General features: G+C 38.0%; 17 protein-coding genes and 1 riboswitch. Of the genes, 15 read left to right on the plus strand and 2 right to left on the minus strand.

The genetic code is table 11. The annotated features are described in order from the left end of the window. The first annotated feature begins 6 nt into the window (after window positions 1-6). Window positions 7-519 carry a MogA/MoaB family molybdenum cofactor biosynthesis protein gene (locus BME96_RS07525; protein ID WP_060679209.1) on the plus strand — a complete coding sequence of 171 codons (513 nt, stop codon included), beginning with the start codon at window positions 7-9 and terminating at the stop codon, window positions 517-519. A 32-nt stretch (window positions 520-551) separates the two neighbouring features. On the opposite strand, the gene BME96_RS07530 is transcribed toward BME96_RS07525, so the two are convergent. Beyond that, window positions 552-980 (minus strand): universal stress protein, encoded by a 429-nt coding sequence (locus tag BME96_RS07530; protein ID WP_040955106.1) that lies wholly within the window; start codon window positions 978-980, stop codon window positions 552-554. Window positions 981-1,110: 130 nt separating this feature from the next. Here BME96_RS07530 and BME96_RS19800 point away from each other — a divergent pair, with 130 nt between their 5' ends. The 7 genes from BME96_RS19800 to BME96_RS07560 all read left to right on the plus strand — a co-directional run bounded on the left by BME96_RS19800 (window position 1,111) and on the right by BME96_RS07560 (window position 6,171). After that, a complete protein-coding gene (locus tag BME96_RS19800) occupies window positions 1,111-1,275 on the plus strand; it encodes a hypothetical protein (RefSeq protein ID WP_019378574.1) in 165 nt (54 codons plus the stop codon). Between the two features lie 174 nt (window positions 1,276-1,449). Further along, on the plus strand, window positions 1,450-1,959 hold the full coding sequence (locus BME96_RS07535) for a DUF4178 domain-containing protein (RefSeq protein ID WP_019378575.1): 510 nt from the start codon (window positions 1,450-1,452) through the stop codon (window positions 1,957-1,959). 12 nt (window positions 1,960-1,971) lie between these two features. Further along, window positions 1,972-2,640 (plus strand): PspA/IM30 family protein, encoded by a 669-nt coding sequence (locus tag BME96_RS07540; protein ID WP_040955108.1) that lies wholly within the window; start codon window positions 1,972-1,974, stop codon window positions 2,638-2,640. A gap of 69 nt (window positions 2,641-2,709) precedes the next feature. Then, window positions 2,710-3,345 carry a DUF4247 domain-containing protein gene (locus tag BME96_RS07545; protein WP_019378577.1) on the plus strand — a complete coding sequence of 212 codons (636 nt, stop codon included), beginning with the start codon at window positions 2,710-2,712 and terminating at the stop codon, window positions 3,343-3,345. A gap of 15 nt (window positions 3,346-3,360) precedes the next feature. Continuing rightward, on the plus strand, window positions 3,361-3,756 hold the full coding sequence (locus BME96_RS07550) for a DUF350 domain-containing protein (RefSeq protein WP_019378578.1): 396 nt from the start codon (window positions 3,361-3,363) through the stop codon (window positions 3,754-3,756). A 102-nt stretch (window positions 3,757-3,858) separates the two neighbouring features. Then, window positions 3,859-5,409 (plus strand): polyamine aminopropyltransferase, encoded by a 1,551-nt coding sequence (locus BME96_RS07555; protein WP_019378579.1) that lies wholly within the window; start codon window positions 3,859-3,861, stop codon window positions 5,407-5,409. A gap of 81 nt (window positions 5,410-5,490) precedes the next feature. Beyond that, entirely contained in the window at window positions 5,491-6,171 is a 681-nt protein-coding gene (locus tag BME96_RS07560; RefSeq protein WP_019378580.1) for a metal-dependent hydrolase, read from the plus strand. Window positions 6,172-6,208: 37 nt separating this feature from the next. On the opposite strand, the gene BME96_RS07565 is transcribed toward BME96_RS07560, so the two are convergent. Further along, window positions 6,209-7,312 carry a prepilin-type N-terminal cleavage/methylation domain-containing protein gene (locus BME96_RS07565; protein WP_071648795.1) on the minus strand — a complete coding sequence of 368 codons (1,104 nt, stop codon included), beginning with the start codon at window positions 7,310-7,312 and terminating at the stop codon, window positions 6,209-6,211. A 59-nt stretch (window positions 7,313-7,371) separates the two neighbouring features. Between BME96_RS07565 and BME96_RS07570 the strand changes: the two genes are divergently transcribed. The 7 genes from BME96_RS07570 to BME96_RS07600 all read left to right on the plus strand — a co-directional run bounded on the left by BME96_RS07570 (window position 7,372) and on the right by BME96_RS07600 (window position 13,485). Then, the gene (locus tag BME96_RS07570) at window positions 7,372-7,794 is read left to right on the plus strand and encodes a type II secretion system protein (protein WP_019378582.1); all 423 of its coding nucleotides are present in this window, start codon (window positions 7,372-7,374) and stop codon (window positions 7,792-7,794) included. Then, window positions 7,791-8,210 (plus strand): hypothetical protein, encoded by a 420-nt coding sequence (locus tag BME96_RS07575; protein WP_019378583.1) that lies wholly within the window; start codon window positions 7,791-7,793, stop codon window positions 8,208-8,210. Before BME96_RS07570 ends, BME96_RS07575 begins: the two co-directional genes overlap by 4 nt. Window positions 8,211-8,223: 13 nt before the next feature. Then, window positions 8,224-9,852: a GspE/PulE family protein gene (locus BME96_RS07580; protein WP_019378584.1), complete on the plus strand. Its 1,629-nt coding sequence runs from the start codon at window positions 8,224-8,226 to the stop codon at window positions 9,850-9,852. A 12-nt stretch (window positions 9,853-9,864) separates the two neighbouring features. Further along, window positions 9,865-10,905: a type IV pilus twitching motility protein PilT gene (locus BME96_RS07585; RefSeq protein ID WP_019378585.1), complete on the plus strand. Its 1,041-nt coding sequence runs from the start codon at window positions 9,865-9,867 to the stop codon at window positions 10,903-10,905. 2 nt (window positions 10,906-10,907) lie between these two features. Beyond that, window positions 10,908-12,107, plus strand: a complete 1,200-nt coding sequence (locus BME96_RS07590; protein ID WP_071648796.1) for a type II secretion system F family protein — start codon at window positions 10,908-10,910, stop codon at window positions 12,105-12,107. A gap of 43 nt (window positions 12,108-12,150) precedes the next feature. Next, window positions 12,151-12,234: riboswitch (cyclic di-GMP riboswitch) on the plus strand. Between the two features lie 34 nt (window positions 12,235-12,268). Then, entirely contained in the window at window positions 12,269-12,643 is a 375-nt protein-coding gene (locus BME96_RS07595) for a prepilin-type N-terminal cleavage/methylation domain-containing protein (protein ID WP_019378587.1), read from the plus strand. A gap of 86 nt (window positions 12,644-12,729) precedes the next feature. Further along, window positions 12,730-13,485, plus strand: a complete 756-nt coding sequence (locus tag BME96_RS07600; RefSeq protein WP_071648797.1) for a prepilin peptidase — start codon at window positions 12,730-12,732, stop codon at window positions 13,483-13,485. The last annotated feature ends 10 nt before the right edge of the window (window positions 13,486-13,495 follow it).

Consider the following 13,495-nt stretch of genomic DNA (forward strand, 5'->3'; position numbering starts at 1 on the left):
GATAACTTGTCGGTTACGGAGCATAAGCAAAATAATCAGTCTGTTAATTGTATGATCATCACAGTTAGTGACACACGCACGATAGATACAGATAAAAGCGGTAATTTAATGAAAGAATTACTAGAGCAAGCCGGGCATCATGTCGTAATGAGAGAGATTGTTCCAGATGAATATTCGCTTATTCAAAAAGCAGTTAAGGCAGGATGTGAGCATCCATATATTGAAGTTGTTTTGACAAATGGAGGCACAGGTATTGCAGGCAGAGATGTGACGATAGAAGCCGTAACAGAAATATTTGAAAAGGATATACCTGGATTCGGGGAACTTTTCAGGTACTTAAGCTATAAAGAGGATATTGGATCTGCAGCTATATTATCACGTGCAGCCGCTGGAGTGCTTGGGCAAACGGCAATTATATCCACCCCAGGTTCAACTGGAGCAGTAAAATTAGCAATGAATAGGCTTATTATTCCAGAGCTATCTCATATTAGCCAAGAAATTAAAAAGGACTATAAATAAAGGCTAGCGTATCATACGCTAGCCTTTATTTATTATCGAATTACTAAGACATCACAATTTGCATAGCGTGTAATGCTTTCGGAAACACTACCAATTAAGAAGCGTTCAACTGCACTCATTCCTGTTGCACCGCAAATGATTAGATCTGCTTCAAAATCTTGAGCAATTTCTTTTGCTATTTTAACTTTAGGGGAACCATATTCCACACAGCGAACAAGATTTTTAATACCTGCAGCCTTCGCATGTTCCACATAATTATCCAATAAGTCCTTCGCATACTCTTCGGCACGCTCAGCTAGTGTGCGATCATATGCTTCAGCAGTCGCAAAGGTTCGGGAATCTACAACATGTGCGAGAATAAGTCTAGCATTATTACGTTTAACAATGTCCAATGATTTCTTGAATGCTTTTTCGGATGCTTCAGAACCATCCACGGCTACTACAATATGCTTATATTCCATGTTTATCTCCCCCTTCACTATAATTATATACCCTTCTAATTAAAGGAACAATCTATTTTGCGCATAAATGGTAAATATAAGTTATTATTTCTTTCTTTTTTATGGGTAAACTAATCATGGAGGTGATCGCATGGCTAAAAAGGAGAAAAGGCATACTCCTGAACGAATGTTTGAGGATGAAACTGGAGTAGCTGCAGTTCAGAACCAATTAAATGAAAGCTATCAGAGTGGTGTTATCGAAGATCAACTTCATAATAACAAAGCTATTCACACTTTTAATAACCAAAAAAAATAAAATATTATTCCATTGAAGAAGAGTATTCTAGCTCTTCTTCTTTTTACATAGAAATAAACTACGTTATAATAGGTTTGTAAAAAAATAATTTTTGTTATGTTTTTTGAAACCTAAGTCGGGGGTTACTCGTACTAGATAGGGAACAGAGTTCATGAACAATTGTGAGGTGTGGCTATGGGATTCTTTTCCAAGCTTTTTAGTAGTAAGAAAGATAAACCTGAGGTGAAGGAGAGAACTGCATTAACAATACAAGTTGGAGATATTGTTACTTATGACTTAGTCGATTATGAAGTGGTAGGTAAGATCACGTACCGTGATGGTGGTTATGAGTGGCTTGGTTATCAATTATTAGAGGGAAACAATACCATATGGTTATCCGCGGAAATGGATGACGAACTGGAATTAGGTATTTACAAGAAGATTCAACTACCTGTTTCTATCCCTTATCCAAAAGAAATATCGTATGAAAACAGAAAATATTATCTTGAAGAATCAGGTAAAGCAAATGTAGTTGGTGAAGGAAGAAGCGCAAATATCAATGGTACACAAACCCATTACGCTGACTACAGTGATTCCGAAGAGGAACATTTTTTAAGCTTTGAAACATGGGGAACTGAAACAGAAGCAAGTTATGGTTATCCTATTGAAGAATTTGAATTAAAAATATTAGCAGGAACTATATAGGAGGAATAGATTATGTTTAAATTTTTTGGTCGTATGAAAACAGTTGTCAGTTCAGAGTTAAATGCTATGTTGGATAAAGCGGAAGATCCCGTTAAAATGCTTGATCAGTTTATGCGAGATATGTCCGAGGATATTCGCGAGGCAGAAGCTGCTGTAGCCAAGCAAATTGCAAACGAAAAAATGTTGAAACGTAAAGCCAATGATGCGAAAGCTCTTGTAGAAAAGAGACAGAAACAAGCAGAACAAGCAATTGAAGCTGGTAATGAAGATTTGGCAAGACGTGCACTTCAAGATAAAAATGAACATGAATCTAATGCCAACAGTTTAAATGAATCATGGGAACGTGCGAAACAGGATGCTGACACACTTCGTAATAAATTGGAAGAAATGAAAAAGGAATACCAAGAAATGAAATTGAAGAAGGATTCCTTAAAAGCACGTGCTGAATCAGCAAGAACTCGCACAAAAATGAATCGCACCATGTCTTCAATTGGTAGTGACGATTCCAAACGTGGTTTTGAACGAATGGAAGAAAAAGTAATGCAATATGAGGCAGAAGCAGAAACGAGTGAAGATATGTCTCAATCCAGCCGTTCATTGGATGATGAGTTTGAAGAATTGAATAATGATAATGTCGACGATGAACTTGCAGCATTAAAAAAGAAAATGGGGAAAGAATAATTACTTGTTCAGGAGCAGTTCCTTAGCTGCTCCTATTCCTTATTTTCATGGTGGGAAGGGGGAAATAAATTGAATAAGAGATGGCTGATGTTAGGATTTTTCTCTCTCTTGATCCTATTGCTCACTGCATGTTCAGACAGAGGCATGAACGAAGAAATAAGCATCACTTCTGAAGAGCTTCCAGATGAACCGGAAAAAAATGAGCTTATATCCTCTATTAAAGCAGATGGAAGCTATGAAATTGATGACTTAATAGAAGCTCACTTTCCATTAATAGATGTAGTTAATGGTGATACATACGATGCGGAAGTATTTGCGACTAAGCGATTTAACCGTGAGGAAATTGTTTCCTTACTCGCTTCCGTAATAGAGCCTAGAGAGATTAGTGAAGAGAAGGATCAACAACAAATTATGGTTTACGAAGACGATTTTGTTACAGTTAAACCAAGTGAAGACGACAGTAGTGTAATGGTAATAGAAGTGGCAAGCAAGGAATTTGTGCGTAATAATTACTCACCTAGTTTTCTAAGTACGTATTTCACCTATCGGCTGCTTGACAGTATGCTAGGAAACAATTGGAGTGACAGACGTGCCAGAGAATGTCAAAATGGTGGTTGCTACGGTGGATATAGTGGAGGAGCATATGGTGCACCAAAACGAGGAAATACCAGTTATCGCGGAGGCGGGCCTGGTTCAGGAAAATAAAAGGAGGGAAATGGAATGGAACCATTTATTGCAACACTTTTATATTTTGTAATATCAATTGTAATAGTTATTATTGGATTAATTATATTTGAAAACATGACCAGAAAATATAAGGACATGGAAGAAGTAAAGAATGGAAATGAAGCAGTGGCTTTATCTATCCTTGGAAAAATAATCGGTATTTGCATTGTATTAGCCTTTGCAATATATAATAGTTCTGTTATTTATGAAACGATTATATGGGGAGTTGTAGGGGTTATTCTGCAAATGGTTGCTTATGGTCTTTTTGATCTTTTTACAAAGAGCTTCTCAGTGCAGGATGAATTATTGAAAAACAACAAAGCAGTAGGGCTTATTTCAGTCGGTGTATCAATTGGTCTAGCACTTGTGATTGGAGCTTCTATTACATAATTTCACCAGTGCTTTTAATAATAGTGAATTATAACTGGCTTCCGTCATCTAATTGGCGAGAAGCCACCTTTTGTTTCTGAACTGAAATTTGGAGTGATCATAGTGAAAAATTTAGCCGAAAGAAATAGTAACATCATTTACTGGGCTTCGGGAATTGTATCCATTTGTGGTATTATTTTCGAAGTGCTTTTCGGGGCACTTGGTTCGTACATACTAGGGGATGGAGTAAAACAGTATACACTTATTATCTCTCTATTTTTAACTGGGATGGGAATTGGAGCCAGTTTAAGTGAGAAAGTAATGAAACATCTGATTATTGCCTTCGTGTATGTTGAATTCGGTGTAGCAGTGATTGGCGGCTTTTCCAGTTTTACCATGTTTGGCATAACTGCTTTTGCTCCGGAAGGAACGGATGCCTTCTATTTATACCTCATTACATTAGTAATTGGTGCACTAACAGGTTTTGAGCTGCCTATTTTAATACGAAAGGCAAATGAGATTGGGGTTACATTAAATAAGAGTACCGCGAGAGTGCTATTTTCTGATTATGCAGGTGGATTAATTGGCGGATTATTATTTGTGTTTTTGCTGCGTCCCCAATTTGGTATGGTTAAATCTGCCTTTTTGGTAGGCTGTATTAATGTAACGGTAGCATTAGTTGTCCTCTGGCTGTTTCGAAAAGAGATTAAGTACTTTAGTGTTCATGTAATTGTTGGAACAGGTATTGCATTACTTTTGGTAATCGGTCTATTCTTTGGTGAGGAGCTCGCCTTTACATTTGAACAAAAGCTATATAAAGATCCCATTCTTCACATAGAAGAAAGTAGTTACCAGAAGATTATTTTGACACGTGATGAAGAAGATGTTCGACTTTATTTAGATGGTTCGTTACAGTTAAGTTCGACAGACGAGCATCGCTATCATGAAGTGTTGGTACACCCGGCCATGTCATCTGTACCAGAACCTGAAAATGTCCTCATTTTAGGTGGTGGGGATGGTGTGGCTGCGAAGGAAGTTTTGAAGTATGATCGGGTGGAGAATGTTACACTTGTTGATCTTGATCCAGCAGTCATAGATCTGGCCAACACAAATAAATATTTACTGGAACTAAACGACGGATCATTAAAAAATAAAAAGGTACACGTAAAAAATAAAGATGCCTTTCAGTTTCTTGAAAAAACAGAATCATTTTATGATGTGATTCTCGTTGATTTACCTGATCCTAATAATGAAAGTTTAAATAAGCTTTATACGAAAGAATTTTATTCGCTTGTTCGAAATCATTTATCACCAGAAGGGACCATGATGGTTCAGGCAACAAGTCCGGTTTTTGCAACAGAAGTATACTGGACGATCTCGGAAACCATTTCTTCTACAGGTTTAAATACAGAAAATCTGCATATTGATGTACCCAGTTTCGGAAATTGGGGCTTTGTAATGGCGAGCAGAAAAGAAATAGACTTGGGTGAGCTAAAAATAAATGTTCCAACAAGATATCTAAAGCCTGAGCTGATTCCTAGTCTTGCGGTTTTTGGTAAGGATGAAGACGGAAAAATAGAAGGGAAAAAGGGGAAATACCTTACCTTAAAACCAAATACATTAATTGATCCACACTTAATACAAATTTATGAAAAAGCTTGGAAAAACTATTAAAAACAATTAAAAAAGGGTAAAGGTATTAGTGGAGTCTCTGTCGAAACGATAGAGTAGAGTAAATGAAAAAGGAGAGATAATGTGAAAGTATCTTATCATGGTCATTCTGTAGTAAAGGTAGAAACAGACTCCCATAAAATTTTAATTGACCCATTTATTTCTGGAAATGAAGCATGTGACTTAGACCCAAATACAGTGGAAGCAGATGTAATTTTGCTAACACATGGTCATAACGATCACGTAGGTGATACGTTTGATATTGCAAAGCGTAATGATGCTTTAGTAGTCGCACCCAATGAATTGGCTGTTTACCTCGGGTTTAAAGGATTGAATACACACCCTATGCATATTGGCGGTGCACACGAATTTGATTTTGGTAAAGTGAAATTCACGCAAGCTTTTCACGGTTCCTCTTATACTGAGGAAGACAACACAATTATTTATACAGGAATGCCTGGTGGAATTCTGCTAACGATTGAAGGAAAAACCATTTATCATATGGGTGACACAGCATTATTTACTGATTTAAAAATGTATGGTGACATGAATGATATTGATTTAGCATTTGTTCCAATTGGCGATAATTTCACAATGGGACCAGAGGATGCGTTAATCGCCACAGACTGGATAAAAGCAAAAACCGTAGTACCTGTTCACTATGACACCTTCCCTGTAATCAAGCAGAACCCAGAAGACTTTGCAAGCAAAGTAAAAACTGGTGAAGGAAAGGTAATGAAGATTGGGGAAGAGATGGAGTTGTAAGAAGAAAGAGCAGGCTGGTTGGGCCTGCTCTTTTCTGCTAATTAGGGTAGTAAGGTTCTCCATTTATCGTGATTTTAGAATTTTTAATTTCCACTTTATTATTAAAAATGGGTTCTTCTGTTAAACTAATTTTTGAGTTTTTAATTTCAACCTCATTTTTAAAGGAAAGTTTCCCATTTATTTGAATATCTGCATTTTTAATTTCTGTTTTATGATTTATTTGAGCATCCCCATGCACTGTCAAAGTGGAATGATCCAGTTCTAATTCTCCTGCAAACCAAGTGTCATTGGTAATATTAATGGTAGATTGTTTGATCTCAACAACGCTGTCTGTATCTTCATCCTCATCGTAATCTACTTCGGTCCCGTTGAAAATTCCATTACCCACTATGTTTATTGTTGAATGTTCTATTTCTGTCTCATCTTCAAAAATTACAGAACATTTCACATCAAGTACACTGTGCTTCATTTCAAACTCGTCTTTGAATATACTATTACCTATTACAGACAAAGTAGAGTGCTTTGCTTCAAATTCCTCCTCTGTAGTAAGGTGACCTTTAATCGTATAAGAAGCATGTTTTATATCAACCTCATCTGTGATTATTACAGAATTATTATGGCTTTTAGAGAGGTTCTTAAATTTATCTGTTTTCACATTTTCTGGCACATTGCTACAGCTTGGAATACCGGGTTTCTCCTTAGGAAGTATTATTAAAGGATATATATCTCTACCCGCCCATGTAGTTTTTAGTTCTAAATTTTGTCCGTTTTCTGGACTGGCAAAGGTAAGAAAAATATTCAACGGTTTATCATGATCCACATCAGTAATACAGTTATTGCTATCCAATTGCTTTTCTTCTTCTTCTCCATTGAAAATCAGAGAGTCTTTAACTTGAAGGGGAGTGTCTGGAGACAGACATATTTTTTTTGTATTGTTATTATAAAATTGACTGCGCAGATCACTCATCACCACATTTGCTTCTTGTTTAAGTGAGATGGATGCGCTTGTTTTCTGTTCACTACCCATTAATTGCACAATGACACCAGAAGACAATGCAACGATCAATCCAAACAGGGCAAGTGCTGCCAGCAGCTCTACTAATGTCATTCCTTTTTCACTTTTAAATTGGCATATTCTCATGTTTCCACTTCCAATACATGCTATAATAGGATAAAAGTCACAGTTAAGGCGTGAATCTATTGTATACTAAATTCAAACAAATGAATAGTAGCGGTTTTACACTTATAGAAATTATAGCAGCGATTACTATATTAGGAATTGTTATTGCCGTTATGTTACCAATTTTTCCACAAATATTTAGTTGGTCAAATATGACAGAGGACGAGCTTAGCTCCAGTAACCTGCTAGGTCAAGTTGCCCATGATATTAAAGAACTGAACATCGAACAACTACCATCTTGTCCCTCTACTAAATCACTGGGGGAATTTATAACATATAAAGCATCCTATGAATTAAACAATAATACGTACACAGCCCGGGTTGAAGTTTGCCAATCTGAAAAAGAAGCGGAATTAGGATTAACGAGGGCAAATATCGAAATTTCCCAAGACGGAAAAAAAATTAGCGAATCATATACATACATAACAGGTGATGACTCATGAAGTATTTAAAGAACAGCAACGGTGCGGCGCTCGTATTGACATTAATGATCATTACCCTGCTTTTATTGTTTATTCTTACGCTTTTTTTACAGGTTACCAACACGAATAAGCAGGTGAATCGAATGGAGCAACAGCATGATGCCAGGTTGATTGCCGAGATGGGGGTAACTTATCTTCGGGCTGCAATGGATAATCTTGAAGAGGATGAACAGGAGATCAGTAATTATCTTGAAGAAAAAGTAAAGGAAGCAAATAACATAGGAGACCTTGGAGGCGGGCGTCATTTTACATTAGAGGTAGAAATACCGGAGATAAATGAAGCAGCGAGCCCAATTGAAATTACGTACACCAGTATCGGAGTAAGCGGTGACAGAACAGAAGAAGTGGAAGATACTATTAAGATTACCTATGAATAAGGCGGTGAATGGAATGATAACAAGAAAACGGCTAGGTGACTTGCTGAAGGACGCGGGTTTGGTTACGGAAGAACAGGTCATGGAAGCATTGGAAACCAAGAAAGAGGATCAAAAATTAGGAGATGCCTTACTCGAACACGGCTATATTACGGAAAGACAGTTAATTGAAGTATTAGAATTTCAACTCGGAATACCGCACGTCTCTTTGTACCGTTATCCTGTCGATGAAAATGTCTTACAGTTTGTGTCAAGAGATGTGGCCCAAAAAAATTATATCATCCCATTAAAATTTCAGGATAATAGTTTAATGATCGCTATGAAGGACCCGATGGATTACTATATTATAGATGATCTCGAACTATCTACCGGTTTTCCTATTTCTCCGGTAATTGCTGCTAAAGACGATATTCTTTTTGCTATTAATAAATATTATTTTAAATCGGAGAAAGCTAATATCAGCGATTCGGAGGGAACACCAACAGATGAAGCGCCAATTATAAGGCTATTGGATCAGCTTCTCACCACAGGTATTCAATTAAAGGCAAGTGATATACATATCGATCCACAGGAACAGCATGTCAATATCCGTTATCGTATTGATGGGAGACTTCAGACAGAAAACACAGTACCAAAACAGATGCAAAATGCTTTAATTGCGAGAATTAAAATACTTGCAGATCTTAATATTACCCAAAACAGATTACCACAGGATGGACGAATCAAAACAACAGTAGGAGTCACGCCTGTTGATTTGCGGATTTCTTGTCTGCCGACTGTACACGGAGAAAAAATAGTAGTCCGAATTTTGGATTTAAACAATGCGTTAATGAACCTGGACGATTTAACTTTTTCCAAGCAAAATATGATCACATACCAGGAATTGATTCAACAGCCATCTGGTTTAATTCTGTTAACAGGCCCAACTGGATCTGGAAAAACCTCGACATTGTATGCATCGATTCAGCGTCTTAACAAAGATAATGTGAATATTATTACCGTTGAGGATCCGGTTGAATTTCAGATGGAAGGAATCAATCAGGTGCAAGTAAATAGTGCGGTCGGTTTAACTTTTGCCAATGGATTAAGATCCATCTTAAGACAGGATCCTAACATCATTATGGTCGGAGAGATCCGTGACCAGGAAACAGCGGAGATTGCTATCCGTGCCTCATTGACAGGGCACCTTGTATTTAGCACGATACATACGAACAGTGCGATTGATACCATTCCAAGGTTGATTGATATGGGGGTAGAACCTTATCTGGTTGTTTCCTCCTTGTCAGGTATTGTAGCACAGCGTCTTGTCCGGAAAATTTGCCGGGATTGCAGAACGGAAAGAGAACCATCAAAAATGGAAAAAGAAATATTTGAGAAAAATGGAATGGAAGTAGAGCGTGTATATTATGGCGAAGGATGTAATGTTTGCCATCAGCAGGGCTATAGAGGGAGAATCGCCGTACAGGAGGTCCTTACAGTGGATGAAACAATACGCAGTATGCTGCTAAATAATCGTTCTGTTTCAGAGATCCGTGCCTATGTAGCAGCACGAAATTTTCAATTTTTAATTCACGATGGATTAGATAAAATTAAGCAAGGACTCACTTCTATGGAAGAAATTATGCAGGTTTCCATCCGGCTATAAGGAGGCCCTTTAATGAAACTACAATTTGACAAATGGTTAACAGAAGCATATCACCAACAAGCCTCTGATATTCATCTAACGATAGGAAAAGCGCCTATCTTCCGTATAAATGGGAATTTGATTGAACAGGATATGGAGAAGCTACGGCCGACAGAAACAAAACAAATTGTTTATTCCATTTTATCAGAGGAAAAATGGAAGCAATTAGAGCGAGAAAGAGAGCTGGATTTCTCTTATGGAATTAATGGAGTCTCCCGCTTTCGGATAAACACCTTTTATCAACGAGGAGAGCTTTCCTTAGCGATTCGGATTGTTCCTAGAGGCATTCCGTCCATTGACGAACTCGGACTTCCACCCATTTTGAAAGAAGTAGTGAAACAGCCACAAGGTCTTGTGCTCGTTACAGGTCCTACGGGGAGCGGAAAAAGTACTACCCTTGCGTCGATGATCGATCATCTCAATCATTCGGTACGAAAACATATTATTACATTGGAGGACCCGATTGAATATATGCATAGACATCGGCAGTCGGTTATTGATCAACGGGAAGTTGGGATTGATACAGCCAATTTTGCCAATGGTTTACGGGCAAGTCTGAGGCAGGATCCGGATATTATTCTTGTTGGGGAAATGCGTGATTTGGAAACTATTTCTACAGCAATTACCGCTGCGGAAACAGGGCATCTGGTATTAGGTACCTTACATACGAAAGATGCTGTCTCGACAATTGAGCGAATTATCGATGTCTTTCCACCAGAGCAACAGGCCCAAATTCGTATCCAGCTTTCTACCATTTTGTCAGCAGTCATTTCCCAACGACTTCTCATTACGAAGGACGAGCAAGGCCGCAGAGTGGCAACGGAAATTATGATTAGTACTTCTGCAGTGAAAAATCTCATTCGCAATGAAAAACTCCATCAGCTCCAAAACGTGTTGCAAACCTCGCGGGAATTGGGAATGCATACATTGGAAATGGATTTGAAAAGGCTAGTACATGAAGGTCAAATTGCTTATGAGACTGCTGCTCCATTCCTTCCCGAAAGGAGTTACTAGCAATGAATTTTCAATACTCGGGAAAACGGCTTTCTGGTCAAAAGGTGAAAGGGCAAATCGATGCAGATACACGACAGGCAGCGCTCGTGAAATTGGAGCAATCTGGGTTGATTATTTTACGGATAGAGGAAACAAAGCCATGGAATAAAGATATCATTCTTAATAAACGAATTAAAAATAAGGATTTTGTCATATTCCTACGGCAATATGCAACCTTGATTCATGCTGGAATTTCTATTTCTGATGCCACCAAAACAATGATTATGCAGACAGGGAACTATGCATTGCGAACTGCACTTACAGATATGGATAAGCAGTTGGATCAGGGACAAGCTTTATCTAAGGCAGCAGCACGTCACCCAAAAGTGTTTCCAAGTTTACTAGTTAATATGATTCATGCAGGGGAAGCGAGTGGGAAGCTGGACGATATTCTTAATCAGATGGCAGATTATTATGAGAAAGAGTACCGAAATAAACAGAAGGTCATTTCTGCGTTACTTTATCCAGCCATAGTAGGAATAGTTACATTAGTTTTAAGTATCTTTTTACTTGTGTTTATTGTCCCCCAATTTGTCACGATGTTTCGTTCGTTTGGTGAAGAGATACCAGCATATACGAAATTTGTTTTGTCATTAAGTGAATGGGCAGGCCTATTCTGGTGGTTGGTTCCAGTCTTGGGTGTGTTAGGGTTTATCTTATATAAATACTTCATTCAGTATGATTCTTTTCGTTATCGGATAGATGTCGGTAAGCTGAAGTTTCCATTTATCGGAGTGCTCGTCCATAAGGGTGCCTTGGTAAGAATGACACAAACGCTAAGCACCTTAGTAAACAGTGCAGTGCCCATCCTGGAAGCAGTGGAAATTACCGAGAAAGTTGTTGGTAACCGAGTAATCGAAGAAGTATTGGCAAAGGCAAGAGATTCCCTGGAAGTAGGGGAATCAATAACCGAACCGATGAAGAAACATTGGGCTTTCCCTGCGCTTATCATTCAAATGATTCAAATTGGAGAAAAAACAGGAACTCTTGATCATATGCTAACAAAAGCTGCCGAATTTTATGAAGAAGAAGTGGAGCAGTTATCCAATCGGATTAAGACACTGATTGAACCATTAATGATTATTATTCTTACCGTGATTGTCGGCGGCATTATTACCGCAGTAGTTATCCCAATGTTTTCTCTATTTGAAAACATTCAATAAAATGGTAGATTTTAGTAAGATTATGTATTATAATATACCTAGGAATAAAGTAGGAAGTGATGAGTGATTACCTGTATATGGGCACTTTGGTAATCAGGAGCGAGTAGTGCAACCGGCCGACTTCATTTAATAGATACATATTAAAGAGAGGCGGGATTTTTATGCTTACACGCATGAAAAAAGTGTTGAAAAAACAAAAAGGATTTACATTGGTGGAGTTACTGGCAGTTATTGCAATTTTAGCGATTATTGTGGCGATTGCGGTTCCTACTATAGGAAATGTGATCAGTAAATCAGAGGAAGAAGCTCACTCAGCAAATGTTGAACTAATAGAAAATGCTGCTAAATTAGCTGCTGTTTCTGAAGGAATTAATTCGAAAGATTATAAACTTAGCGATTTGGTTGATAATGGATTTCTAGAGTCTATTCCTGATAAAGTTGGTGAGAACGAGTATAACGGAGATGATACTGTTAAAGTATCTAATTCTATAGCTGTTTACACAAAGTACAAAAAAGATGGAAGTGCTGAAGAATAAAATAAAGACGCCCCGGCACATCCCGTGCGCGGGGCGTTTCTTCAATAATTACATAGTTTAATAGAATCATACAAGGAGCTTACATTATGCAACTAGCCATCATATTGTCATTCTTTCTATTCGGCCTCATTTTTGGCTCGTTTTTTAATGTAGTCGGATTACGCCTTCCAAAACAGATCCCCTTTGCTAATGACCGGTCGATTTGTCCCCAGTGCAAAAAACAGCTTAGCTGGTATGAAAATATTCCGGTTGTTTCTTTTATTATACAGGGGGGCAAGTGCCGTCATTGCCATCAGCCGATCTCTTTTATTTACCCGATTACCGAGGTAATCACTGGAATAGGTTTTGCGTTGAGCTATGCTATTTTTGGCTGGCAAATCGAGCTTGCTATTGCCTTATTATTTGTGTCGATGCTCATGATCATATTTGTAGCAGATATTACTTATATGCTCATCCCGGATAAGGTGCTGCTCTTTTTTTTACCTTTGTTTATTATACTGAGAGTAGTAGAGCCGCTTGTCCCTTGGTGGTCAAGTATAGTTGGAGCATTAGTTGGCACTGTGCTGCTCGCAGCAATCATTTTAATTAGTCGTGGTGGCATGGGTGCTGGAGATATGAAGCTGTTTGGTTTACTGGGGATTGTGCTCGGACTGAAAGGAGTTTTACTCACTTTCTTTCTTTCCTGTACGATAGGTGCAATTATCGGTATTATCTTGCTTCTGTCGGGGAAAATTGATCGCAAGCAGCCGATTCCCTTTGGTCCCTATATTGTAGCAGCAAGCCTAATTACATATTTTTACGGTGACAATCTAATAAACTGGTACGTTACGATACTTTTATAAGCAGGTGGTG

The organism is Virgibacillus halodenitrificans (assembly GCF_001878675.1).
GTDB classification, from domain to species: domain Bacteria; phylum Bacillota; class Bacilli; order Bacillales; family Amphibacillaceae; genus Virgibacillus_Q; species Virgibacillus_Q halodenitrificans.